General features: G+C 69.3%; 20 protein-coding genes, 3 tRNA genes and 3 pseudogenes. 18 read left to right on the top strand and 8 right to left on the bottom strand.

What is annotated here, in order from left to right; genetic code table 11:
- Nucleotides 1-54 precede the first annotated feature (54 nt).
- A pseudogene (gene dnaG / locus JS521_RS08780) lies at nucleotides 55-528 on the top strand (DNA primase); the annotation flags it as partial.
- 236 nt (nucleotides 529-764) lie between these two features.
- Complete coding sequence (locus JS521_RS08775) at nucleotides 765-1,856, top strand: RNA polymerase sigma factor (RefSeq protein WP_205082161.1); 1,092 nt, start codon at nucleotides 765-767, stop codon at nucleotides 1,854-1,856.
- A 15-nt stretch (nucleotides 1,857-1,871) separates the two neighbouring features.
- On the opposite strand, the gene JS521_RS08770 is transcribed toward JS521_RS08775, so the two are convergent.
- The 4 genes from JS521_RS08770 to JS521_RS08755 form a co-directional block, all read right to left on the bottom strand.
- On the bottom strand, nucleotides 1,872-3,800 hold the full coding sequence (locus JS521_RS08770) for an ABC transporter ATP-binding protein (RefSeq protein WP_205082155.1): 1,929 nt from the start codon (nucleotides 3,798-3,800) through the stop codon (nucleotides 1,872-1,874).
- Nucleotides 3,800-5,533: an ABC transporter ATP-binding protein gene (locus JS521_RS08765; RefSeq protein ID WP_205082154.1), complete on the bottom strand. Its 1,734-nt coding sequence runs from the start codon at nucleotides 5,531-5,533 to the stop codon at nucleotides 3,800-3,802. Before JS521_RS08765 ends, JS521_RS08770 begins: the two co-directional genes overlap by 1 nt.
- 225 nt (nucleotides 5,534-5,758) lie before the next feature.
- Complete coding sequence (locus JS521_RS08760) at nucleotides 5,759-7,210, bottom strand: FGGY family carbohydrate kinase (RefSeq protein ID WP_205082153.1); 1,452 nt, start codon at nucleotides 7,208-7,210, stop codon at nucleotides 5,759-5,761.
- A 60-nt stretch (nucleotides 7,211-7,270) separates the two neighbouring features.
- A complete protein-coding gene (locus JS521_RS08755) occupies nucleotides 7,271-7,576 on the bottom strand; it encodes a hypothetical protein (RefSeq protein ID WP_003969335.1) in 306 nt (101 codons plus the stop codon).
- 182 nt (nucleotides 7,577-7,758) lie between these two features.
- Here JS521_RS08755 and JS521_RS08750 point away from each other — a divergent pair.
- From JS521_RS08750 to JS521_RS08730, 5 genes and pseudogenes are all read left to right on the top strand, one after another.
- A tRNA-Asn gene (locus JS521_RS08750) sits at nucleotides 7,759-7,831 on the top strand.
- A 5-nt stretch (nucleotides 7,832-7,836) separates the two neighbouring features.
- Nucleotides 7,837-7,909 (top strand) — tRNA-Asn (locus JS521_RS08745).
- A 235-nt stretch (nucleotides 7,910-8,144) separates the two neighbouring features.
- Nucleotides 8,145-8,218, top strand: a tRNA-Ile gene (locus JS521_RS08740).
- 612 nt (nucleotides 8,219-8,830) lie between these two features.
- Nucleotides 8,831-9,080 (top strand): annotated as a pseudogene (locus JS521_RS36540) (dihydrofolate reductase family protein); the annotation flags it as partial.
- 228 nt (nucleotides 9,081-9,308) lie between these two features.
- Nucleotides 9,309-9,863, top strand: coding sequence for a TIGR03086 family metal-binding protein (locus JS521_RS08730; protein ID WP_205082152.1), 555 nt, complete (start codon nucleotides 9,309-9,311; stop codon nucleotides 9,861-9,863).
- A gap of 154 nt (nucleotides 9,864-10,017) precedes the next feature.
- Here the strand turns inward: JS521_RS08730 and JS521_RS08725 are convergent, their stop codons facing one another.
- Complete coding sequence (locus JS521_RS08725) at nucleotides 10,018-11,016, bottom strand: GlxA family transcriptional regulator (RefSeq protein ID WP_205082151.1); 999 nt, start codon at nucleotides 11,014-11,016, stop codon at nucleotides 10,018-10,020.
- A 53-nt stretch (nucleotides 11,017-11,069) separates the two neighbouring features.
- Here JS521_RS08725 and JS521_RS08720 point away from each other — a divergent pair, with 53 nt between their 5' ends.
- The 8 genes from JS521_RS08720 to JS521_RS08685 all read left to right on the top strand — a co-directional run bounded on the left by JS521_RS08720 (nucleotide 11,070) and on the right by JS521_RS08685 (nucleotide 18,456).
- Entirely contained in the window at nucleotides 11,070-11,954 is an 885-nt protein-coding gene (locus JS521_RS08720; RefSeq protein WP_205082150.1) for a dienelactone hydrolase family protein, read from the top strand.
- Complete coding sequence (locus JS521_RS08715) at nucleotides 11,951-12,298, top strand: DUF1330 domain-containing protein (RefSeq protein WP_073958126.1); 348 nt, start codon at nucleotides 11,951-11,953, stop codon at nucleotides 12,296-12,298. The genes JS521_RS08720 and JS521_RS08715 overlap by 4 nt, the downstream gene beginning before the upstream one ends.
- Nucleotides 12,299-12,510: 212 nt before the next feature.
- Entirely contained in the window at nucleotides 12,511-12,933 is a 423-nt protein-coding gene (locus JS521_RS08710) for a hypothetical protein (protein ID WP_239486969.1), read from the top strand.
- Complete coding sequence (locus JS521_RS08705; protein ID WP_239486968.1) at nucleotides 12,930-15,251, top strand: ABC transporter ATP-binding protein; 2,322 nt, start codon at nucleotides 12,930-12,932, stop codon at nucleotides 15,249-15,251. The genes JS521_RS08710 and JS521_RS08705 overlap by 4 nt, the downstream gene beginning before the upstream one ends.
- On the top strand, nucleotides 15,248-17,020 hold the full coding sequence (locus tag JS521_RS08700; RefSeq protein WP_205082149.1) for an ABC transporter ATP-binding protein: 1,773 nt from the start codon (nucleotides 15,248-15,250) through the stop codon (nucleotides 17,018-17,020). The genes JS521_RS08705 and JS521_RS08700 overlap by 4 nt, the downstream gene beginning before the upstream one ends.
- The gene (locus tag JS521_RS08695) at nucleotides 17,013-17,543 is read left to right on the top strand and encodes an SDR family oxidoreductase (RefSeq protein ID WP_205082148.1); all 531 of its coding nucleotides are present in this window, start codon (nucleotides 17,013-17,015) and stop codon (nucleotides 17,541-17,543) included. Before JS521_RS08700 ends, JS521_RS08695 begins: the two co-directional genes overlap by 8 nt.
- Before the next feature lie 89 nt (nucleotides 17,544-17,632).
- Nucleotides 17,633-18,007: a nuclear transport factor 2 family protein gene (locus tag JS521_RS08690; RefSeq protein WP_205082147.1), complete on the top strand. Its 375-nt coding sequence runs from the start codon at nucleotides 17,633-17,635 to the stop codon at nucleotides 18,005-18,007.
- Nucleotides 18,008-18,186: 179 nt separating this feature from the next.
- Nucleotides 18,187-18,456 carry an XRE family transcriptional regulator gene (locus JS521_RS08685; RefSeq protein WP_205082146.1) on the top strand — a complete coding sequence of 90 codons (270 nt, stop codon included), beginning with the start codon at nucleotides 18,187-18,189 and terminating at the stop codon, nucleotides 18,454-18,456.
- Between the two features lie 111 nt (nucleotides 18,457-18,567).
- Here JS521_RS08685 and JS521_RS08680 read toward each other — a convergent pair whose 3' ends face one another.
- Nucleotides 18,568-19,086 (bottom strand): SMI1/KNR4 family protein, encoded by a 519-nt coding sequence (locus JS521_RS08680; RefSeq protein WP_205082145.1) that lies wholly within the window; start codon nucleotides 19,084-19,086, stop codon nucleotides 18,568-18,570.
- Nucleotides 19,087-19,538: 452 nt separating this feature from the next.
- A pseudogene (locus JS521_RS37480) lies at nucleotides 19,539-20,061 on the bottom strand (transposase); the annotation flags it as partial.
- A 41-nt stretch (nucleotides 20,062-20,102) separates the two neighbouring features.
- Here JS521_RS37480 and JS521_RS08670 point away from each other — a divergent pair.
- From JS521_RS08670 to JS521_RS08660, 3 genes are all read left to right on the top strand, one after another.
- On the top strand, nucleotides 20,103-20,495 hold the full coding sequence (locus tag JS521_RS08670) for a PPOX class F420-dependent oxidoreductase (protein WP_205082158.1): 393 nt from the start codon (nucleotides 20,103-20,105) through the stop codon (nucleotides 20,493-20,495).
- Nucleotides 20,496-20,847: 352 nt separating this feature from the next.
- Entirely contained in the window at nucleotides 20,848-21,903 is a 1,056-nt protein-coding gene (locus JS521_RS08665) for a hypothetical protein (protein WP_205082144.1), read from the top strand.
- Between the two features lie 439 nt (nucleotides 21,904-22,342).
- On the top strand, nucleotides 22,343-22,753 hold the full coding sequence (locus JS521_RS08660) for a hypothetical protein (protein WP_205082143.1): 411 nt from the start codon (nucleotides 22,343-22,345) through the stop codon (nucleotides 22,751-22,753).
- Nucleotides 22,754-22,810: 57 nt separating this feature from the next.
- Here JS521_RS08660 and xdhC read toward each other — a convergent pair whose 3' ends face one another.
- Nucleotides 22,811-23,638, bottom strand: a complete 828-nt coding sequence (gene xdhC, locus JS521_RS08655) for a xanthine dehydrogenase accessory protein XdhC (protein ID WP_205082142.1) — start codon at nucleotides 23,636-23,638, stop codon at nucleotides 22,811-22,813.

Raw genomic sequence — 23,638 nt, 5'->3', positions numbered from 1 at the left:
TATCTGTCTATGTGTGCGTGTCTCGTGGTCTAGTAGTTGTGTATAATTGTCAGCCGCAACCCCGCCCACCGCACCGAGCGCGAGCTGCTCAAGCTCGCCCTCCAGAAGCCCGCCCTGGTCTCCCCGGCCTTCGACGCGTACGGCGTGGACGAGTTCACCGCCCCGCCCTACGCCGCCGTGCGCCGGTGCATCGAGGAGGCGGGCGGCGCCGAGCAGGGCCTCACCGACGACCGGGCGTATCTGGGCGCGGTCCTGGACGCCGCCCCCGACAACACCGTCCGCAACCTCGTCACCGAGCTGGCCGTCGAGGTCTTCCGCGGCAAGTCCATCGACGAGACCTACGCGGGCATGCACCTCGTCCACGTCAGGCTTCGCGCCGTCGACCGCCGCATCAACGACGTACAGGGCAGCCTCGCCCGCCTCGGCAGCAACGTCGCCCCCCAGGACCTGGCCGCCGCGCAGAACGAGGTCTGGGTGCTCCAGCAGTACGCCCAGTCCCTGCGCGCCCACGGCGCCGCCGCGCTCTGAGCCCGCCCGGGGCCGGTGACCGCGCTCCGAGGCACCCGCTCCCGCCCGGCCGGTAGTCGCCCGGTGACGGACCGGAACCAAAAAGTCCCCGCACGCCCCTCGTGACAGCCGTGTGCCGTACCCCACACTGGGGAATGTCTGAGTCATCGGAGCACGCCGGTCCCCAGGGGAGCACCCCCGGGGCCGGACAGACCTCCGCCCCGTCATCCGGCAGCGATCACCTGGAGGTCGCCCCCGTGCAGACCCGGACCGTGACGACCACGACCGAGCCCATCGCGGCCATCCGGGCGCAGCACAGGGCCCTGCACCACCCGGAGAACGCGGCAGGCCCGCCCGGACACCCACCCGAGGCAGTCATGGTGGAAGCGACGCACCTCCCCGACCCCCCGGAGCCGCGGAACCGGGCGGACTCCGGCGGCCCCACCTCCGACCTGTTCCGGCAGTATCTGCGCGAGATCGGCCGCATCCCGCTGCTCACCGCCGCCGAGGAGGTCGAGCTCGCCCGCCGCGTCGAGGCCGGCCTCTTCGCCGAGGAACGCCTCTCGGGCACCCCGGACCTCGACTCCCGCCTCGCCGGGGACCTGGACCGGCTGGTGGTGATGGGCCGCACGGCCAAACGCCGCCTGATCGAGGCCAACCTCCGCCTCGTCGTCTCGGTCGCCAAGCGGTACGTGGGCCGCGGGCTGACGATGCTCGACCTGGTCCAGGAGGGGAACCTCGGCCTGATCCGGGCGGTGGAGAAGTTCGACTACGCCCGGGGCTACAAGTTCTCCACGTACGCGACCTGGTGGATCCGCCAGGCGATGTCCCGCGCCCTGGCCGACCAGGCCCGCACCATCCGCGTCCCCGTCCATGTCGTGGAGCTGATCAACCGCGTGGTGCGTGTCCAGCGCCGACTCCTCCAGGAGCGCGGCGTCGAACCGACCGCCCAGGACATCGCCGTCGAGCTGGACCTGACCCCCGAGCGGGTCACCGAAGTCCTGCGCCTCGCCCAGGAGCCGGTCTCGCTGCACGCCCCCGTCGGCGAGGAGGACGACGTCTCCTTCGGCGACCTCATCGAGGACGGCGACGCCACCTCACCCGTCGAGTCCGCCGCCTTCCTGCTGCTGCGCGAACACCTGGAGGCGGTGCTCTCCACCCTCGGCGAGCGCGAACGCAAGGTCGTCCAACTGCGGTACGGCCTGGACGACGGGCGGCCCCGCACCCTGGAGGAGATAGGACGGATCTTCGGCGTGACACGCGAACGCATCCGCCAGATCGAGTCCAAGACCCTCAGCAGGCTGCGGGACCACGCCTTCGCCGACCAACTCCGCGGCTATCTCGACTGATCCACTCGAGGGGAATCAGTCCACCTCGGCCAGCGCCTCCGCGAACTGGGCGGCGTACAACCGTGCATAAGCGCCACCGGCCGCCAACAACTCATCATGTGTGCCCTGTTCGACGATCGACCCGTTCTCCATCACCAGGATCACGTCCGCGTCCCGGATCGTGGAGAGCCGGTGCGCGATCACGAACGACGTACGCCCGTGGGCCAGGCGCGCCATCGCCTTCTGGATCAGCACCTCGGTCCGGGTGTCCACCGAGCTGGTCGCCTCGTCGAGCACCAGGATCACCGGGTCGGACAGGAACGCCCGCGCGATGGTGATCAGCTGCTTCTCGCCCGCGCTGACACCGGTCCCCTCGTCGTCGATCACCGAGTCGTACCCGTCGGGCAGCGTCCGGATGAACCGGTCGGCATGCGCCGCCCGGGCCGCCTCCTCGATCTCCTCCCGGGTGACCTCGCGCGAAGCGCCGTACGCGATGTTCTCCGCGATCGTCCCGCCGAACAGCCAGGTGTCCTGGAGCACCATGCCGATCGAGGACCGCAGGTCGTCCCGGGACATCTTCGCCACATCGACCCCGTCGAGCGCGATCCGCCCGCCGGTCACCTCGTAGAACCGCATCAGCAGATTGACCAGCGTCGTCTTGCCCGCCCCGGTCGGACCGACGATCGCGACGGTCTGCCCCGGCTCCACGCTCAGCGACAGATCCTCGATCAGCGGCTTCTCCGGCTCGTAGCGGAACGACACCTTCTCCAGCGAGACCCGTCCGTCCATCCGCTCCGGCCGCTCCCCGTGCTCCGGATCCGCGTCCTGCTCCTCGGCGTCCAGCAGCTCGAAGACCCGCTCCGCCGACGCGATGCCGGACTGCACCAGGTTCGCCATCGAGGCGACCTGCGTCAGCGGCATCGAGAACTGCCGCGAATACTGGATGAACGCCTGGACGTCCCCGATCGACAGCGCACCCGAGGCGACCCGGAGCCCGCCGACCACGGCGACCAGCACGTAGTTGAGGTTCGAGATGAACATCATCAGCGGCTGCATGATCCCGCTGGCGAACTGGGCCTTGAAGCCCGCCTCGTACAGCGCGTCGTTCTGCTCGGCGAAGTCCCGCGCGGACTCCTGCTGCCGGCCGAAGACCTTCACCAGGGTGTGCCCGGTGTACATCTCCTCGACATGGGCGTTGAGCGTGCCCGTCACCCGCCACTGCTGCACGAACTGCGGCTGCGACCGCTTGCCGACCTGCGTGGCCACCACCACCGACAGCGGGATCGTCACCAGCGCGACCAGCGCCAGCAGCGGCGAGATCCAGAACATCATGATCAGCACGCCGACGATCGTCAGCAGGGAGTTGATGAGCTGCCCCATCGTCTGCTGGAGCGTCTGCGAGATGTTGTCGATGTCGTTCGTCGCCCGGCTCAGCACCTCACCGCGCTTGGCCCGGTCGAAGTACGACAGCGGCAGCCGCGCCAGCTTCGTCTGCAGGTCCTCGCGCAACTGGAACACGATCCGGTTGATCACCCGGATCGACAGACGGGTCGCCACCAGCATCAGCAGCCCGGCCCCGACATAGACCGCCAGGGCCAGCAGCAGGACGTTCCCCACCGCGCCGAAGTCGATGCCCTCGCCCGGGGTGAAGTCCACGCCCGACAGCATGTCGGCCATCGACCCCCGGCCGTCCTCCCGCAGCCCCTCGATCGCCTGCGCCTTCGTCGTGCCCTCGGGCATCTCGTGCCCGACCACACCGGCGAAGATCAGATCGGTCGCCATGCCGAGGATCTTCGGCCCGGCCACCGACAGCGCGACACTCACCGCCACCGCGCCCAGCATCAGCCACAGCGAGGCCTTCTCCCGGCCGAACCGCTTCAGCAGCCGCTTGCTCGACCCCTTGAAGTCCATCGACCGGTCGGTGGGTGCGCCCCCGGCCATCATCCGTCCGCCCGGACCGGCCATTACGCGGCCTCCGCTTCCGTCAGCTGGGAGAGCACGATCTCCCGGTACGTTTCATTGCCGTCCATCAACTCGTGATGGGTGCCGGTCCCCACGAGCCGGCCCTCGTCCAGCACCAGGATCCGGTCCGCGTCACGGATGGTGGACACCCGCTGCGCCACGATCACCACGGTCGCCCCGGCCGTCTCCCGGCCGAGCGCCGCCCGCAGCGCCGCGTCGGTCGCGTAGTCCAGCGCGGAGAACGAGTCGTCGAACAGATAGATCTCCGGCCGCTGCACCAGCGTCCGCGCGATGGCTAGCCGCTGCCGCTGACCACCGGACACATTGGTGCCGCCCTGCGCGATCGGCGCGTCGAGCCCGTGCTCCAGCCCCTCCACGAACCCCTTGGCCTGCGCCACCTCCAGCGCGTGCCACAGCTCCTCGTCGGTGGCGTCCGGATTCCCGTACCGCAGGTTCGTCGCCACCGTCCCCGAGAAGAGGTACGGCTTCTGCGGCACCAGGGAGACCGTCTTCGCCAGCAGCGCCGGATCCAGCGTCCGCACGTCCTCGCCGTCGACCAGCACCTCGCCGTCCGTCACGTCGAACAGCCGGGGTACGAGCCCGAGCAGTGTGGACTTCCCGCTGCCCGTCGACCCGATGACCGCGGTGGTCTCCCCGGGCCGGGCCACCAGATCGACGGCCCGCAGCACCGGCTCCTCCGCACCCGGATACCGGAACTCGGCCCCGCGCACCTCCAGATGCCCGTGCCGCCGCAGCTCGGTGACGGGCGCGACGGGCGGCACGACACTCGACTCGGTCCCGAGGACCTCCTCGATGCGCTCGGCGCACACCTCGGCGCGCGGCACCATCATGAACATGAAGGTGGCCATCATCACGGCCATCACGATCTGCATCAGATACGCGAGGAACGCGGTCAGCGCACCGATCTGCATCCCGCCGCTGTCGATGCGGTGCGCGCCGAACCACACCACCGCGACCGACGACAGGTTGACCACCGTCATCACGGTCGGGAACATCAGCGCCATCAGCCGCCCGGTCGCCACCGACACATCGGTCAGCTCGGTGTTCGCGCCCCGGAAGCGCTCCTCCTCGTACCCGTCCCGGACGAAGGCCCGGATCACCCGGTTGCCGGTGATCTGTTCGCGCAGCACCCGGTTCACGCCGTCCAGCCGCTCCTGCATGGTGCGGAACAGCGGCCCCATCCTGCGCACGATGAGGCCGACCGAGATCCCGAGCACCGGCACGACCGCGAGGAGCACGGCGGAGAGCGGCACATCGAGGCCGAGCGCCATGATGATGCCGCCGACGCACATGATCGGGGCCGACACCATCAGGGTGAACGCCAGCAGCACCAGCATCTGGACCTGCTGGACGTCGTTGGTGGTCCGGGTGATCAGCGAGGGCGCCCCGAAGCGCCCCAGCTCCCGGGCCGAGAAGGACTGCACCCGGTCGAAGACGGCGGCCCGCACATCACGCCCGAGGGCGGAGGCGGTGCGCGCCCCGTAGTAGACGGCCCCCACATTGCACAGCACCTGGAGAACACTGACGGCGATCATGAGACCGCCGAACTCCAGGATGTAGCCGGTGTCGCCCGTCACGACACCGTTGTCAATGATGTCGGCGTTCAGGCTGGGCAGATACAGAGTGGCGCAGGTCTGGAGCAGCTGGAGGAGCACCAGCAGCACGATGGGTTTCTTGTACGGGCCCAGATGGGCCCGCAGGAGTTTTATGAGCACGCGGGTCTCTCGGAATCGGCGGCAGGCAGAGGCCGACCTAGTTTCGCGTACGCCGTACGTCACGGGCGAACCGTTTTCCCCAAGCCCGGGTCAAACCTGGAGCGCGGGGGAGACTCCCGCACCCGGGCTCACGGCGGCGCGCACCCCGGTGCAAGGACGCCGGGCGCACTGCGGTGCGAGGACTGCGCCGGGGTGCGCGCCCCCGACCGAGAAGAGAAGCAGGCCCTACGCGGGGTGCTGGCCGCCGAAGGCCCCGGGGTGGATCTGGTCCCGGGTCGCCGCGTACTGCTGCCGCACCGCACCGCCCACCGCCAGCTCGTCGCCGGGCTCCAGCACCTGGGCCGCGGCGCCCTGCCAGGCCGGGGGAGTGCGCGGGTCGAGGGCCCCCTGCGAGACCCCGAGCGCCCAGGCCGCCTGCCGGGCCGCGCCGATCGCCGCGTACTGGGCTGGCTCCGGCACCACGACCTGGGTGCCGAACACCGCCGGGGCCAGCGCCTGCACGGCGGGCAGTTCGGCGGCCGCGCCCAGCAGGAACACCCGCCGCACCTCGACACCCCGCCCGCGCAGCACGTCGAGGGCGTCGGCGAGCGAGCACAGCATGCCCTCGAACGAGGCCCGCGCCAGATGCTCCGGCTTCATCGACTCACGCCGCAGCCCGCAGAGGGTGCCGGCGGTGTGGGGAAGCTGAGGAGTGCGCTCCCCTTCCAGATAGGGCAGCAGGACCAACCCCGACGCTCCCGGGGTGGACTTCAGGGCGAGCGCGGACAGCTCCTCCAGCCCGTCCACGCCCAGCATCTCGGCAGTGCCGCGCAGCGCCCGTACGGCATTGGAGAGGTGGACGACCGGCAGATGCATGCCGGTGGCGTCGGCGAACGAGGTGATCATCCCGCTCGGATCGGCGAGGGCCTCGTGGTGGACCGCCATCACGGACCCGGAGGCCCCCAGAGACACCACCGCGTCGCCCACGGCGACCCCGAGCCCGAAGGCGGCGGCCATGGTCTCGCCGGTCCCGGCGGAGATCAGGAGCCCCTCGGGCGTCGTCCCGGCGGAGTCGGAGGGCCCGAGCACCTCGGGCAGCGCGGCGGAGTGCCCGAGGGCCAGCTCCACCAGATCGGGCCGGTAGGAGGCGGACCCGGCCGACCAGTACCCCGTACCCGAGGCCGCGCCCCGGTCCGTGGTCCGCCGGGCGGGCCGGCCCAGCAACTGCCACACGAGCCAGTCGTGCGGCTGGAGCACGGCGGCCACCCGCTGGGCGTTCTCCGGCTCGGTCCGCGCCAGCCAGCGCAGCTTCGTCACGGGCTGCGCGGCCTGCGGTACGGCCCCGACCGCCTCGGCCCAGGCCTGCCGCCCGCCGAGCCCGTCGATGAGATCGGCCGCGGCGACCTGCGCCCGCCGGTCGTTGCCGAGCAGGGCCGGGCGTACGAGATTGCCCTGCCGGTCCAGCGGGACGAGCCCGTGCTGCTGCGCGGAGACCCCGATGGCCTGCACACCTTCGAGCAGCCCGCCGGAGGCCGCCTCACCGAGCGAGAGCAGCCAGACCTGCGGATCGACCTCGGCGGCCTTGGCCTCGACCGGATGGGCGGCGTACCCCTCCCGGAGCACGGCGCCCGAGTCCGTGTCGCAGACGACGATGTGAGTGAAAGTGGACGAACTGTCCAGCCCCGCGACTATGCCCATACGGAGATTCTGCCGCACCGACGGACTTTCCCGTAACTCCCGTCGCACCTCGCGGGACGGCTAGGTGTTGGTCGTCCCCCAGTCGTCCTCGAAGCCGTTCTGGCTGCTGCGGTCCCGCAGCGACCGGACGCGCTCGGCGACGGAGGCGGGGACCTTGTCCCCGACCTTGTCGCTGACCGAGTGGTACGCCTTGCCGGCGATGTCCCGTCCGCTGTGCGCGGCACTCTCGGCTGCGTTGCGCACGGCGGGGTTCTCCGTGAACTGCCGGGCCGACTTCTTCAACTGCTCGTAACGCTCGCGCCCGGCTCGCGTGCCGAGCACGTAACCGAGGGCCACTCCGGCGATGAACGTGAGCCGGTACCGCATGGCTGCCACCCTTCCTACGCTTGGTGCGACGTGTGCAGCCCGCCTACCCGCGAGCACCCGAGATCACCCCGGGCGATACCGATTGGCGGAGCACCCCCCTGCTTGCGCTAATGTATGTGTCGCAGCGAACGCGCGCCGCCCGGCAGCCGCCAGGCAGGTACGATTTCGAAGCAACGCAGCAATCCCCTGTAGCTCAATTGGCAGAGCAGCCGGCTGTTAACCGGCAGGTTACTGGTTCGAGTCCAGTCGGGGGAGCGCGATCCCCTGTAGCTCAATTGGCAGAGCATTCGGCTGTTAACCGGAGGGTTACTGGTTCGAGTCCAGTCGGGGGAGCGGAACGAAAGAGGACCCCTCGGGGTCCTCTTTCGCGTACCTGGCCCGGCCCTCTCCCGGCCCGTCGGACGGCCCCCGGAACGACTCTTTCGGGTCTCCTGGATCTCCCCTGCAACCGGGCAGCACGCAGCGACGTCCTCAAGATCAGGTGAAGCCGGCCAACCGGAGCGAGAGATCGTATGACCGGCTATGCTGCGGCAGACGGAGCGCACACTTGTACGCGCCACGCCGAAACGGGGCGGTAGCTCAGCCGGTTAGAGCAGCGGACTCATAATCCGTCGGCCGTGGGTTCGAGTCCCACCCGCCCCACCGAGCGTCCCCAGGCAGAATCGTTCTTGCCTGGGGAAACGCGTTCTTCGGCGGCGGTTTCCGTGCAGCGAACGCCGCACGGAGGTGCAGCGAACGTGGCGCTTGGGGTAGGCGTAAAAGGTCTTACGTGGCTGTGACCTGGGACTTTCCCGGTGTCCTGTCCGTGGGAGCGTCGTGGTGTGCTCCCACGGCCGCTTGAACGGCGAATCCTGGTCGCTCACGCCTGTGATGGTGAGGGGGGTATCTCCGGCGCGGTCTTTCCCGCTGAGGTACTGGCGCTTGCCAGGTCAGCCTGCCGACGCGCAGCGGAGCTGTAGGGGCAGTGCCCGTGTGATGGCTCGTGAAGTCGAACTCGTCAGTTCTGCGGTGCCCGGGCAAGGTCCTGGGTGAGGTTCCCGGTTGAGCCGGGAGCGGCGGGGGCCGACGGCTCCTTCTGCGAGTGAGCGGCGGTCGGTTATGGGCGCACAAGGCGTCTGGCGGTGAGTGATGGTGACGGCGGAGTCCCACGTGAGCGGGCAGGGGTGCTGTCCGGGAGTGTGTTACGCAACATCACAGACGGTGCCTGAGGTGAGAGTTGCGCTCGTCTCACCTTGTGTGTGTCGTCGACGACACCCCGACAAAGCCCTGGCCCAGGCCCGGGCAGCAGCCGACGGTCGGGACGTCCACCTCGGCGGGGGCGCGCGGACCATCCGCGCCTTCCTCGAGGCGGATCCGGTCGACACCCTGTACGTAGCGGTCTCCCCCTGGAGCTCGTCCGAGCACCAGGCTCTGGCAGTCCCCGGACGAGCTCGATGACCGATTCCATCACGACGTCGTCCCCAGCCCCAGCGGGGCGGTCCACCACCTACTCCGGAGACGTTGACCGACCGATCGCGCTGCTCGACGGCTCCACGGAACTGCGTCCCGTTGATCGATCCTGTTGTGGCACGCTCAGCGTGCGCCCGATAGTCACCGGAGCGTGACCAGTACGGGATTCCCTCGAGAGACGCAGCTCGTGGAGTGGAACCGGCCGAATCCTTGCCGGGGGTATGCAGGCAAGTCGGGTTGGTCGCCTCCCGGACGAGCGGCTCGTGCCGCTAGCCTGTAGCACATGGAGTTGATCAGGGCAGCTTCGGCAGAGTTCGAACGAGTTGTGCGCCAATTGCCCGCGGACTCGTCGGAGCAACCGACGCCGTCGGGAATCTCGGCACGCGAGTTGATTGAGCACGTGGTGGTGGGGAACCGCTTCACCGCACTTCTGCTGGCAGGTGTTGGTCGCGGCGAGGCCCGCGCCATGCTCGCAGCCAAGCAGGTCGGCGATGACCCAGTCGCTGACGTGAGTGAGTCCGCACAGCGCCAAGCACAGGCATTCTTCGCGACATCGCCCGGGCAACAGGTCGCGGGCCCGAACGGAAATGTTCCCGTCGCCGCCTACTTGCGATTCCGTCTCGTCGACCTGGTAGTGCACGCGTGGGACCTCTTGCGTGCCGCGCGTCTCGACGAGACCCTCGATCCGCAGACTGTTCTCGGCGTGCTGAACACGGTCGAGCCGCACCTGGACGAAATGCTTTCCTTCGGAGCGTATGGTGCCGGTCCGAGCGGAACGCTGCCTGCTGACGCGTCACCACAGATCCGGCTGCTCGACTCGTTCGGGCGACGGCCGTAGGCGACATCTCCGATCGTGCGGATGACGATCCTGCTCTGGTGACTGACGCCCTCCGGTCATCTGGTCCGCTGAAGGACCCTCGGCCGAGCCGAGTGCCGACGGCCTTCGGACGCTCTCGTGCAAGGCGATGGGGCGCGCCGGTCGCGGATGTCATTCAGTGGGCGCGGGTGCGCTGTCCGCGGACTGTCCGGGGGCTCATGCCGAGTTCTTGGCTCATGGCCCGTCGAAGTGCCGTCGGGTCGCTGTACCCGACCGCATGGGCGACTCCGGTGACGGCGAGGTCAGTGTTGTGTAGAAGTTCGACAGCTCGCTCGACACGCAGGCGTCGTAGGAATCGAGCAGGTGACATACCTGTGGCTTCGCTGATTCTGCGGGTGAGGGTGCGCGGACTGAGGTGTGCGGCGGCGGCCAAGTCCCTCACCCCTATGCTTGTGTCGAGGTGTTGGAGCGCCCACGACCGCGCGATTGCGACATCGCTGTCGGCGCCCCCGATCGTCTCGGGCATCACGTAGGGAGACTGCGACCGACGACGGTCAACCGCGAGGTACCTGGCGCACTCCCGGGCGAGCGCCTCCCCAGCGTGACGCCCTACGAGAGTCAGCATCAGGTCCAGGTGCGCCAAGGCTGCCCCTGCGGTTGTCACCGGGCCGTCGGTGACGACGAGATCAGCAGGTGTCAACCGAACTGCGGGGTACCTGCAGGCGAACAGCGGCGCCAGCCACCAGGTGGTAGTCGCACGTCGCTGATCGAGGATGCCGGCTTCGGCGAGGAGGAACACTCCGGCGCACGAGGCTGCGATCTCGCTACCTGCTGTGGCGGCTTCCTTCAAGTAGTGCGCCCCCGCTCTGGCATCGGGCGCTGCGAGTCGGCTGCGAACCTCTTGGGTGTTTCTCATCCCGAGACCAGGGACGACCACGAGATCCACCGGATCCGTTGCGTCTCCATAGCCGTTGGCGACCCAGGGCTGGACGTCGAACTGATTGGCCCGTCCCGATCGGAGGGCCAGCCGGTTCGCGGTGTCGAGGACATCAACCGTGATGGCCACGGAGGTGGCCATCGCTCCCTCGAGATCCAGGACGCGGACCGAGGTCATGTCTCGAACCGCCCGGAATGTGGCCGGTCTCGCTCCCTCAAGGACTTCATAGTGATCCATCGTAGTCACCAGATCGGCCGCACTCCGCGACGATCCATCGCGGGGGGACCTCCATGGCGGATCACGACGTGACCCAAGACGACGACCTCGCCGACTTCACCGTGCGGTCCATCTCGCTCCTCGGTCAGGTGCGTCGCGTGTATGTCAGCGGTGACGGTCCCGGTGTGATCGTGATGCACGAGATGCCCGGCATCAGCCCACACGTCGCTCGTTTCGCCCGATGGGTCCGCGATCGTGGCATGACGGTCTACCTGCCTTCCCTCTTCGGCACCGACGGCGCCCTCGGTGACGCCGACAGCGGGGCACAGGTGTTTCGTCGTCTCTGCGTCTCGAAGGAGTTCCGCGCACTCGGCGGTGGCGAGTCGAGCCCCATCACGACGTGGTTGATGGCCCTCGCTCGCTCGGCGCACCGTGAGTGCGGGGGGACGGGTGTGGGCGCGGTCGGGATGTGCTTCACCGGCAACTTCGCCATCACCATGATGCTCGAGAGCGCCGTCGTCGCGCCGGTGGCCTGCCAGCCGTCCCTGCCGTTGGATGAGCCGGGTGTCCTGGAGATCAGCGACGCCGAGCTCACCGCCGTGAAGGAACGTCTCGACCGTGACGATCTCACCGTCCTGGCCTACCGATTCGAGGGTGACAAGGTCTGCACCAGGGCACGCTTCGATGCCTACGCGCAAGCCTTGGGTGACTCCTTCGTCAGCCGCGAACTCCCCGACACTGCCGCGAATCGTGATGCACCGCCGTTCTTCGCTGCTCACGTTCCCTATCCCCACAGCGTGGTCACTGTTCACCTCGTCGATCGCGAGGGCGAACCGACCGCCACGGCACGCGACGAGATCCTCGACTTCCTTGTCCAACGGCTTCACGGCCACGCCGACTCAGACCGCTCGACTGACGCTCACGCGAACCGGCCCTCTCCAGATAGGAACCTTCTGTGACTGCCTACGCCATCGCCCATCTGCGCGACGCCGAGCCGCACCCGGACGTCGCCGAGTACATGGAGCGGATCGCCGGCACGTTCGAGCCCTTCGGGGGTCGCTTCCTCGTGCACGGCACGCCACCGGAGGTGAAGGAGGGCGCGTGGGCCGGACACGTCGTGGTGATCGGCTTTCCCGGGATCAACGAGGCCAGGGACTGGTGGGACTCTCCCGCCTACCGGGAGATCGCACCCCTTCGCTCCCGGCACATCCAGGGCGACATCATCCTCGTCGGCGGCGTTCCCCAGGACTACGACCCGAGCGCCACCGCGCAGGCCATCCGGAACGCCCCGGCATCGCGCTGAGGTCGTCGCCCCCGTAAGGACGGCGGTGTCAGATTCGCACCTGCGTACGACACCTTCACCCACCCCGTCGCCCGGCGGCTTGGCCCGGAAAGCCGAGCTGGTCGACTGCGCGGTGGACGTGCTGCGCAGGCACGTCCGTCGCCGAGGTTGCCTGCCGCGCAGGCGTCAGCAACGGAGTGGTGACCTGCCACTTCCCTACCGAGGAGGACTTGTTGAGCGAGGTGGTGACCTCCCTCTACCGCGAGGCCGGGTGGCAGATCGGCCAGGTGACGGGCGACAGCGACTCGGTGATCGGCGAGCTCGCGACCTGCATCAGGAGCAACCTCACTTTCGTCGCCGACCATCCGAGGCACGTGCGCGCAGTCATGGAGGTGGCGGCGAACATGCGACCTGCGGACGGCCCCCCGGGAGGCGAGGATCCCCTGAGTGCCCACCTGCGAGAGCTGATCGAGCGAGGGCAGGCGACGGGTGAGGCCGCGGATGTGGACGCCGGGGTGCTGGCCATGACGATGCGGGCGTCGATCGACGCCGCCGCGGCCCGCGCCGCCTGCGACCCGACGGCTGACCCACGAGGCCACGCCGAGCACCTGGTCACCATCGTCCGACGTGCACTGCAGGCCACGGAGCCACGATGAGGGCCCCGAGAAGCGGTCCGGCCGCCTTCACCGGCTTCCTCCTCATCGACCTCGTCGTCCCGCTCGCGTCCTACTACGTGCTCCGCGCACTGGGCGCATCCGTCTGGACAGCGCTCCTCACCGGGGCCGCCCTGCCCATGCTCCGCCTGAGCGCCGGCCTGGTCCTTCGGCGGCGCGTCCCCGGGGCGAGCCTCTTCGTTCTCGGGCTCATCACCGTCGGGACTGCGATCGGCCTCATGACTGCCGACTCGCGGCTCCTGATGGCCCGCGAGAGCTATCTGACCGGCTTCGTCGGAGTTTGGGTCCTGCTGTCGCTGCTGCGGGCACGACCGCTCGTCTTCACGGCGACCGTCGGTTTCATGCCCCCGGCGCCGGCCGAGGACTGGCACCGGTCCTGGGAGACGAGCGAGACCTTTCGGCGAGCGATGCGGGGCATGACCTGGGGCTTCGGACTGGCCTTCCTCATCGATGCTGCGGCTCGGGTCGTGATGAGCTACACGCTGCCTCTGGACCTCGTCCCGGCGACCTCCGCCGCACTTCTCGCCGTGCTGCTGGTCGTCGTGGTCCGGACGGGCAAGGCATGGGGACGCCGACACATGCGCCGGAGCACCGTGCCGCCGCGGCGCCCCCACACCCGTGGGCCGTGGTCGTACTTGGCGTGGCTCGTGTCCCGGCAGCGCGGCCGGGTCACGCTCGGAGCGGTGCTCGGCAGCGCCTGGATGATGGGGCTCGCCCTACCGCCGTACGTGCTGTCCCGTGCGATCGACAGCCTCGCGAAGAGCCAGCAGAACGTGGTGCTGGGGTGGACGGCTGTCCTGCTCCTGGTCGGGGGCGTCCTGGCGGGCCTGAGCATCTGGCGGCATCGCACCATGACCCGGGTGCGCATGGATGCGGCGCTGCGGACGGTGTCAGAGGTGAACGCCCACGGCATCCGTCTGGGAGACACGATGGCGCGTCGCGCGCTCACCGGGGAGGTCGTGGCCATCGGAGGTGGGGACGCGTGGACGATCGGGCGCAGCCTCACTGCGACCGGGCCGGGAGTCGGTGCGGTGCTCGCCTACGTGGTGATCGCGGTGCTGCTGTTGCGGATCTCCGTGCTACTGGCTGTGGTCGTGCTGGCGGGGGTTCCGGTCCTGGCCCTGGTCGTGGGCCCGGCGACGCGCCGGCTCCGGACGGTCGGTACGCCGTATCGCGAGCAGCAGAGCCGAGTGACGGGTCGCATCGTGGACATCGTCGCGGGGCTGGGCGTCCTGAACGGCTTGGGCGGAAAAGCGGTCTACGCCGACCGTTTCCGCGCCGAGTCACAGCGGCTGCTGCAGCACGGCTATCGGGTCGGCCGCGTCACGAGCGTGATCCAGGCAGCCGGTCTGGGGCTGCCGACACTGTTCTCCGCAGTGGTGGTGTGGCTGGCCGCCCGGCTCGCGGTCGAGGGCAGCATCACGGTGGGCGAACTGGTCGCGGTCGCCGGCTACGCCGCGGTGCTGGCGGTGCCGGTGGCCTCCTTCATCGAGGGCGCGCTCGATCTCAGCCAGGCTCTCGTGGCCGCACGTCGGGTGACCGACTTCCTTGACGTGCGCCCCGACAGCACCGGCTCGGCGGTGCCCCCGGGGCGTGGAGACCTGATCGACGAGGCCTCCGGGCTGCGGATCGCACCGGGGACGTTCGCTGCGGTCGCCACCGCCCAGTACTCCGACGCCGTGGCCCTCGTCGACCGGCTCGGCGGCTTCCGCCCAGGTGCCACCTGGGCCGGGCAGCCGACCTCCGAGCTCGATCCCGCCCAGCTGCACAAGCAGGTGCTGGTGGCCGACAACGACGCCGCCCTGTTCGCCGGGTCCCTGGCCCAGGTGGTGGCCGGTCGCCTCGACGTCGCCGACCTCGGTGAGGCTGCGATCCTGGACGCGCTGCACACCGCCGCCGCCGACGACGTGGTGCGGGGCCTGCCCGAGGGCCTGGGGTCGAGGATCGACTCCGGGGGACGGAACCTCTCCGGCGGTCAACGCCAACGCGTCCGGCTCGCTCGGGCGACGATCGCCGACCCGACCGTCCTGCTCGCGGTGGACCCGACCTCGGCGCTCGACGCTGCCACGGAGGCCACCGTCGTCGACCGCCTCACCCACCACCGTCGCGGCAAGACCACATTGGTCACCTCGACGTCCGCGCTCGTGCTGCAAGGAGCCGACGTGGTGCACCTGCTCGCCGACGGCCGGGTGGTCGCAAGCGGCACCCACACCGCCTTGCTGGCCAACCCCGCCTACGCCGCTCTGGTCCACCGCGGACGACCGGTCACCAGCGCCCACGACCCCGAGATCCAGGCATGAGCGCGCAGCCGTTGCCGGTGGCAGAGCCCGGCGAGGTCCGCCGTGCTGCGTGGCGGCTCATCCGCTCCGACCGCGCAGCATTCATCGCCGTGCTCCTCGCCAACTGCGCGGCGGCGGGCGCAGGTCTGGTCGGGCCGTGGCTGCTCGGGCAGATCGTCAACGAGGTGCAGGCCGGGGCCGGCGTCGCGACCATCGACCGGTTGGGCCTCCTCGTGGTGCTTGCCGCGGCCGCGCAGCTCCTGATCGGGCACCAGGCCCGCCGCCTGGGCTACCGGTTCGGCGAACGGACCGCCGCCCGACTGCGCGAGCAGCTGGCCGACCGGCTCATGCGGATCCCTGCACGAGCAGTCGAAGGGGCCGGCACCGGCGACCTGACCTCACGTGCCACGACCGACGCCGGCCTGGTGTCGTTCGCTCTGCGCGACGCCGCGCCAGAGATGGTGTTCGCCCTTGCCCAGGCGCTGATCATCATCGTCGCCGTCGTCCTGCTCTCCCCCGTGCTGGGCGCCGTCGGACTGGTCGCACTCGTCGCCATCCCCGTGGTCCTGCGCTGGTACCTGCGCCGCGCCCGGTCGGCCTATCTGGCCCAGGCAGCCGCGCATGCCGAGGTCGCCGACGTCCTGGCCGGCACCGCCGCCGGCGCCCGGACGGTGGAAGCGCTCGGCCTGCAGGAGCGGCGGGCCGCCGACTGCTCGTCCGCGATCGCTGCCGCGACAGCCGCCCAGCTGCGCACCCTTCGCCTGCGGAGCGTGTTCTTTTCGACCATCGACGCCTCCACCGCTCTTGCCGTCGGCGCCGCGTTCGGCGTGGGCGGCCTGCTCTACCTCGACCACCGGCTCAGCCTCGGCACCGTCGTCGCGGTCGTCCTCTACCTGCGCCAGCTCACCACCCCGATCGACACGATCCTGATCTGGGTGGAGACTTTGCAGAGCAGCGCCGCCTCGTTCGCCCGCATCGAGGGCCTCGCCTCGTCAGCGGAACCGCCACGACGCAGCGCCGAGGGCGTCACGGCCGTCCCCACCGACCAGGACATCGTCGTCACCGACGTCCGCTACGCCTACGACGGGGCCGACGTCCTCCACGGTGTCGACCTCGACGTCCGGGCCGGCGAGCGTCTCGCCGTCGTGGGGACGTCGGGAGCAGGCAAGACCACCCTGGGTCGCCTCATCGCCGGCATCGACCGTCCCCGATCAGGGAGGGTCACCGTGGGCGGTGCGGACGTCGCCGACCTCGCACCCGAGCAGCTTCGCCAGCACATCGTCCTGGTGACCCAGGAGCACCACGTGTTCGCCGACCCGCTGCGCGACAACCTCACCATCGCGGCACCTCACGCCACCGACGCCGAGCTCCTCGAGGCCCTCGACGTCCTCGGCGCAGACTGGTTCGACGACCTCCCCGACGGGCTCGACACCGACCTCGGCACCCATCGGCTCGGCGGCGCCCAGGCCCAGCACGTCGCGCTCGCCCGAGTCCTGCTCGCCAATCCCCACACCCTCGTCCTCGACGAGGCCACCGCCCTGCTGGACCCGACGACCGCTCGCCGCACCGAACTAGCCCTCGCCGCCACCATCCAGGGCCGCACCATCATCGCCGTGGCCCACCGACTCCAGACAGCCCGAGACGCTGACCGCATCGCCATCATGGAAGGGGGCCGCATCACCGAGCTCGGCCACCACGACCACCTCGTCACCACCGCGACCTCCTACGCAGCCCTCTGGGAAACCTGGAGTGCAGACACCAGCCACGAGGGGACTGACAACCATGAGTGACACACGAAGCCGACCCGCGGGACGACCCGTGCCACCGGCAGTCCGTCCGCTCACGATCGTCACAGGCGGGGCGCGAGGGATCGGCGCCGCCACCGTCGCGCACCTGGCGCGTGCAGGACACGACTTGATCGTCGGCTACCGCGACGACCGCGCTGCCGCCGAGAGGGCAGCCGCAGCAGCACAGGACCACGGCGTGAGAGCCGTCGCCGTGGCCGGCGACGTGACGGCACACGACTACGTCCACTACGCCGCAGCCAAGGCCGGGGTCGAAGCGATGACCGTGGGACTCGCCAAGGAGGTCGCCGATCAAGGGATCCGGGTCAATGCCGTGGCGCCGGGCACGGTGCACACGAGGATCCACGCCGATGCCGGGGATCCGGACCGCGCCGGGCGCGCTGCCGCACGTATCCCGTTGGGCCGAGCCGGAGAGCCCGACGAGATCGCTCCGGCCATCGTCTGGCTGCTCGGCTCCGAGGCCAGCTATGTCACCGGAGCCAGCATCCGAGCGGCTGGTGGACTGTGACCCGCTCGGCCGCTGACGATCGCGAAGGTCGGCGACGTCGAGCCCGCAGCACCAGCGCAGCACGCGCGTTCTGGCGAGAGGATGATTCAGTGCTCCACAGTGACGACAGGCCGTCGACGTCCGCCCGATCGCGGGAGCTCCGCGAGCTGTACGAGGCGTTCAACGCCCGCGAGATCGATCGGGTCCTCGCGGCCATGACTGCCGATGTCCAGTGGCCCAACGGCTGGGAAGGCGGGCACCTCGAAGGACGGGCGTCGGTCCGCGACTACTGGATTCGCCAGTGGGCTCAGCTTCGGCTGTCTCTCACGCCTGTGCAGTTTCGGGAACGGGGCGACGGCCGGATCGAAGTCGTGGTCAGACTGGTGGCTCGCGACCCGGGCGGTTCCGTTCTTGCTCGAGAGGAGGTCCGTCATGTGTACGAGTTCGAGGGTCGTTTGGTCCGTCGCATGCAGGTCGAGCAGTAGTCGGTGATCGCCCGAGTCGGGTCACGGTCTCAGAGGGCGGTATGCGATTCGTTGTCTGATATCTGACTCTGTCATGGGATTGGCGTGCAGGTCAGGGCTGGTGACGATCGCCGGTTGCATGGTGAGGGCGAAAAAGTCAGCAGGCTGTCCCAGCCTGGGCTCTGCGACACACTGCGGTCATGAGCCGAGAGGAATCTGTGCGGCTGGCGAGAGCCCCCATCGAGTTACGTGAGGCCGAAGGCATCTCGGAATGTGAACTCGCGCGCCGCACCTGGCTGAGTGAGGCGACCTTCAGGACCTTCGAAGGCGACCGTGGGGACCTGCCCACCCCGATTGTTGCCCGAAGCTTCGAGGGAGTCCTTGGCTGGGCTCCGGGCAGCATCAAGGCCACGCCGTCCGAGGCGATGGGCCGTGAGTCCTCGGCGGACTCGGCCATAGACCTCGAGTAGGCGCGCTGGGCAGAGCTAAAATACGAACGCAAGGCCGATCACTTCCTGGCCTTCACCAGCATCGCCTGCACACTCATCTGCTACCACAGACTCGCCAAATGAGATGACTTTTCAGTCCATCGGATAGAAGTCAGGCTGCGGAAACGGCCTCGCGATCGAGAACGGCTCGAAATCGGGATCGGTCAGCACTCGACAGACGAACTCGGAAGTGGACATGTTCACTTCGTGCCAGGGATACGGATCTCCCTGTGTGGCAATGGGCCAGCTCGCCGGATCCTCATCCGCGGACGCTAGCCAGAAGTAGCTGCACTTCATCTCACCGAACGCCCAGGGAATGAGGCCGCGCCGACCTGGCCGGTACATCCGGTAGGGCTTGAAGGCGGGATCTGGGCCGCTCTCCGGGCCGCCCTCGAGATACTTCTTCCAGATCCTGACCAGGTCGAACTGCCTCGTGGCATCGACGGTGAAAACACGCAAGAACTCCGAGAATTCGCCCTTGCCGAACGTCTCGGCAAGCTTCTTGTAATCTTCGGGAAGTTGAGTACCAAGATCTTCTTCGATGCTTTTCCAGGGAATGTCGAGCCGAAGCGGCTCCCAGTGTGTAGCCTCAGTGATTCGCTCGATCCACATTCTCTTCACATTCCGATTGAAGGCTTGGACCGGGGGCGTATCAGATATACGACACGCCCCCGGTCTCGCCCCCGGTCTCACTCTATGGGGTGTTGTAGACCGGTACCGAACAGCTGGCGTCGCTCGAACTGTTCCAGGTGATGTCGAGCTGGTCCAGTGGCACAGGAACACGTGGTGAGGGCTTGCACTGCTAACTGTCGCCCGAAGCAGAGTGGGTGTGGCGCGGATGTGGCGATCCATTCGCCACGGCCGGACCTCTTGAACGACCCCTTTCCCCTCTGTTGGTCTGACCGCAGAGCCTCCCCGCCCGGCGGCGAGACCTTCCCTCTCCGCGCCCGGCCTTAATGCCGTGCGCCCACGACCGGCTCACATACGGGAACTCGCTGAAGGTCCCCGTCATGGACCTCACGTGACCCGAGTGCGCGCCGGATGACCATCGGTGAGACAGAGGTCTATCGCCTGGCCCAGATGAGAATGGCAGCAAGATGGAGTGCGGCCAGGTAGACAGTGGCCAGCTTGTCCGTTCTCATTGCGAGACCACGCCACTGCCTGAGCCGGGCGATGCATCGCGCGACAGCATTGCGCCGCTTGTACGCCTCGGCGTCGAAGGTGGCAGGCGGGCTTCCCACACGACCGCGTCGCCGTCGGTGACCTACCTGGTCGGACGGTTGGGGAATGGCGGCACGGATCCCGCGCCGACGGAGATGGCTCCGGATCGCACGGGACGGGAACGGGAACGGACGAGCGTGGCTGTCGCTAGCAAGACGCACCTTGTGCTCAGGCCGCCGCGGGAACGTCCGAGCCCGTGATCGTCAGGCTCAGCCCGATCTGGCGCCCCCTTTTTCGTGCTCCCGCTGTGTGCTGGTGGGCCCGGCGGACGGTGGAGTCCACAGATACCGTCCAGCCGATGTCGTTGCCCTCGTCGGCGGCTGCAAGGACCGCAGTGAGGATTCCCTCCCACGTTCCGTCCAAGGCCCAGGCGTCGTCCGGCTCTACGTCGTCACTGTCCTGCTGCTCTGGGTCTTCCATGGGCACCAGCATTCCCTGTCCCACCGACACCGGCCCTACTTCTCACGACGTTCCGCCGGGACGGGCGGGCGGTGCCCACTCCGGTGTGGGTGATGAAGGACGGGGACTGCCTGGCCGTGTGGAGCGCAGCCGACGCCGGCAAGGTCAAACGGATCCGCAACAGCGGCCGGGTCACCGTCGCCCCCTGCGACTGGCGGGGGACTCCGAAGGGGGATCCTGTGCCGGGTGTCGCCGAGTTGCCCGCCGACCAGGACACCGTCCACTACCTCGACCTGATGAAGCGCAAGTACGGTCTCGTCGCGCGGGTCGGCTTGCTGGGCAGCCGGCTTAAGGGGTCCGGACATCGAACGGTGGGCATCCGGATCCGACTCGCGGAGTGATCCCCTTCTGTCCCCGGCGGCCCTGTCCCCTTCTGACGGCCATCTTCACCGACCTCAAGGAACGGGCCGGGCCCTCTCGATCTTCGGTGCCGTCGCGGGCGGCGGCGCGCTCCGTGATCTGCTCGGCGGCGCGCTGACCGAGTACGCCAACTGGCCTTGTGACGACTTGTTGCTGATGGAACGTCAGCCCCGTGCGGCTCAACGCGCCGAACTCGACATCCCCGGCTCGGTGCTGGTTGCCCCGGGGCTCTTCGGCTCTTCGGCCTGGTCGGCCGCATACCGGCGTCCGGCGACCGTTTATCGTGTGCCACGCGACAGGAGACAGCAGAATATTGCGTAACAGGGGGAAGCCGTGCGCCTGATCAGGCACTTCAAGATGACCGCCGTGGGAGCGACAGGCATAGCCCTGCTCGTCGGCTGCGCAGGCGTACAAGGCTTGGCGGAGTCGGTGGGGAGCCCGGCTTCCGGCACGGAGCTGCCGGTGAAGACCGGGGCCCGGGAGGTCGTCCATACAGCCCTCGGCGGGAAGACGTACGAGATTCGGCTGAAGGTCAAGAGCCTCGTCCGCGCATCGGAGGACGACCTTGACGGTGTGCGGCTGGACGGTGAGCTGAAGGGAAAGATCCCCCACTACCTCACTTTCGAGGTCAGCAACACGGGCAAGAAGAAGATCCCCTACGCCTACGAGGCCTTCCGCAACCTCACCCTGACCGGCACCGACTGGACGCGCGGAACACCGGTCACCACCAGCGGCCCGTCGTCCTGCGAGGACTCCGCGCCGGACACGCTGGCACCCGGTGACTCGTACACCACCTGTGCGACGTACATGGTGCCGAAGGGCATTGGCGCCTTGGCCGTGACGCACACCTCCGGGGGCGGGTTCATCAGCCCGGCCGACCAGGTCGCCACCTGGCCGGTCGACGGTGGCCTCGCCGCGGCCTCGAAAGAGATGGCGGCCCAGGGTGACACGATCGCCGTCCGGTGGGACGCCGGCGAGGAGCAGGGAGGTGTCATCGAACTGCCCGCCACTCTTCAGTCCGTGCGTAAGGGCAGCGTGGCTGATCTCGCCGGTGCCGAACTCGACGACGATCAGCGGGACCGCACCCCGTACTACGTGACGATCTCCTACCGCAATACCGGGAAGACCGACCTCTTTCCCGGCCAGGCCAGCAGCGTCCGTGTGCTCACCGAGGGCGCTCAGCAGATCGGAGGCGCCCCGGCCTACGTCTTCGGCGAAGTGGAAGTCGCTGCCTGTCCGGCCGGTGGGACCGGCGGCATGGTTCCGCCCGGTGGCACGTTGACGCAGTGCACCATCCACCTGTTGGCGGACGGCGATGCGCCGGTCGCTGTCGGCTTCGAGGACGCGGACGAGGGCGACCTCACCGGCTGGCGGGCAGACGTCTCCTGACCGGGCAGAGGGCTCGTGCCGGCAGGGTGAGATCGACGGTGCGTCGAGGAAGGCTCCGCAGCCGATCCGCACACAGGAGCGGGGCGCATGCGTGGGCTACCGCGTGGTGCACGCCCAGGTGATCCACTGGCCGCCGCCGGCGCGGGCTATGGCATCCCGGGTGGCTTCGCCCGACGTGTCGCCGTTTCCGCCCTGGTAGCTGCCGGTTCTGGGGTTGTGGGCCACGGCCGGACCGCCGCTCGCCTGGGTGGTGCGGTGGCGCCTTCGCAACCAGCTGCGCGGGGACGTGCGGGCACGACACACCATCGGACGGGCCGACGCAGACCGGAGCCGGGGCAGGCGCTTGTCGTCGGCCTACGCCCGGTATGCGGCGCGGCGGCGGAAGACGCGAAAACCTGAGCGTCCGACCCGGATCGGGGACGCCTTCCACGGAGCCGCGGTGCGGGTGTACGGCCGCTACGGGCTCGACCTGGAGCCGACCTGGCCACGACTCTGGGCCCTGCTGCCCGAAACACTGCGCGCCGACGTCATCAGCGCCCGCCAGGCGTACGACTCCGCCGCACGCCTGGCCGGTTGGGCGCTGCTGTACGCGGCACTGGCGGTGCTGTGGTGGCCCAGCGCGCTGGCCGGAGCCGCCGTGCTCGTCACGGCCGTCGCCCGCGCCCGCGACGCCGCGAGTCTGCTTGCCACGCTCGTGGAGACGGCGGTCGATCTGCACCTGACGGATCTGGCGGAGCGACTGGGGGTACGGGGCGGTGAGGACGCCTCCGCCACCGAACTGGGCAGGGCGGTCGCCCACCACCTCGCGGACATGCTGCGGGACCGTGACGGGGCAGCTGGACACCCATGAGCCGGCATGGGGCATCGGCCGGGTGACTTCTCGCCGATGCCGGCCTCCGCCAGATCGTCACCGTCGCGCGCCCTCGTCGACGCCCTCCGCCTCGAAGGCAAGCAGCAGATCGGCCGCGACGCTCACGGCGATGGTCGCGGGGTCCTTGCCGGTGATGTCGGCCAGTCCGATCGGGGTCTTGATCCGGTCGATGGCGGCCTCGTCGTGGCCGCCCTCCGTGAGGAGGCGTTTGCGGAAGCGTCTCCACTTGGCCGCCGAGCCGATCAGCCCGATGGAACCCAGGTGGGCCGTCCGCAGGGCGGCGTCGCACAGCGCGGCGTCCTCGGCGTGATCGTGGGTCATGATCAGGATGTGGGTGCCGCGCGGCAACTGCTCCAGGACCTCTTCCGGCAGCAGCGGAGTGTGGTGGACGTGCACCCCCGCCACCGCGTCCCCGAGGACGGCGAGCCGTTCCTCGGTGAGGAGGTCCGAGCGGCTGTCGATCAGATGGAGGTCGAGGTTCTGGCGTGCCAGGACGCGTGCCAGTTCCATTCCGACGTGTCCGACGCCGAAGATCGCCACCGCCCGTACCACCGGCAGCGGTTCGAGCAGCACCGAGACCGTGCCGCCGCAGCACTGGACGCCGTGCCGGTTGGTCACCTTGTCGTTCAGGGCGAAATCCATCAGCTCCGGTCCGGCCGCGGACGCTGCGATCAGTTCTCGGGCCCGGTCGATGGTGACCGCCTCGACGTTGCCGCCACCGATCGAGCCCCATGTCTCGCTCCGCCCCACGACGAGCTTCGCGCCGGGGTCACGAGGGGCGTGGCCGCGCACGGTCGCGACGGTCACCAGCACGCCGGCCTCCCGGCGTGCTCGCAGCCGCGCGACCGCGGCGAACCAGGTCAT

It is taken from the genome of Streptomyces durocortorensis (assembly GCF_016901035.1).
GTDB classification, from domain to species: Bacteria; Actinomycetota; Actinomycetes; order Streptomycetales; family Streptomycetaceae; genus Streptomyces; species Streptomyces durocortorensis.
Note: the sequence above shows the minus strand (reverse complement) of the source record. Positions and strands in the feature narration are given on the sequence as shown.

Coding starts and splice junctions, on each gene's coding strand:
- JS521_RS08770 (WP_205082155.1), bottom strand. CDS start 3,800: ATGGCCGGTCCGGGCGGACGGATGATGGCCGGGGGCGCACCCACCGAC.
- JS521_RS08760 (WP_205082153.1), bottom strand. CDS start 7,210: ATGGGCATAGTCGCGGGGCTGGACAGTTCGTCCACTTTCACTCACATC.
- JS521_RS08755 (WP_003969335.1), bottom strand. CDS start 7,576: ATGCGGTACCGGCTCACGTTCATCGCCGGAGTGGCCCTCGGTTACGTG.
- JS521_RS08730 (WP_205082152.1), top strand. CDS start 9,309: ATGGAGTTGATCAGGGCAGCTTCGGCAGAGTTCGAACGAGTTGTGCGC.
- JS521_RS08725 (WP_205082151.1), bottom strand. CDS start 11,016: ATGGATCACTATGAAGTCCTTGAGGGAGCGAGACCGGCCACATTCCGG.
- JS521_RS08720 (WP_205082150.1), top strand. CDS start 11,070: ATGGCGGATCACGACGTGACCCAAGACGACGACCTCGCCGACTTCACC.
- JS521_RS08705 (WP_239486968.1), top strand. CDS start 12,930: ATGAGGGCCCCGAGAAGCGGTCCGGCCGCCTTCACCGGCTTCCTCCTC.
- JS521_RS08700 (WP_205082149.1), top strand. CDS start 15,248: ATGAGCGCGCAGCCGTTGCCGGTGGCAGAGCCCGGCGAGGTCCGCCGT.
- JS521_RS08695 (WP_205082148.1), top strand. CDS start 17,013: ATGAGTGACACACGAAGCCGACCCGCGGGACGACCCGTGCCACCGGCA.
- JS521_RS08685 (WP_205082146.1), top strand. CDS start 18,187: ATGAGCCGAGAGGAATCTGTGCGGCTGGCGAGAGCCCCCATCGAGTTA.
- JS521_RS08680 (WP_205082145.1), bottom strand. CDS start 19,086: ATGTGGATCGAGCGAATCACTGAGGCTACACACTGGGAGCCGCTTCGG.
- xdhC (WP_205082142.1), bottom strand. CDS start 23,638: ATGACCTGGTTCGCCGCGGTCGCGCGGCTGCGAGCACGCCGGGAGGCC.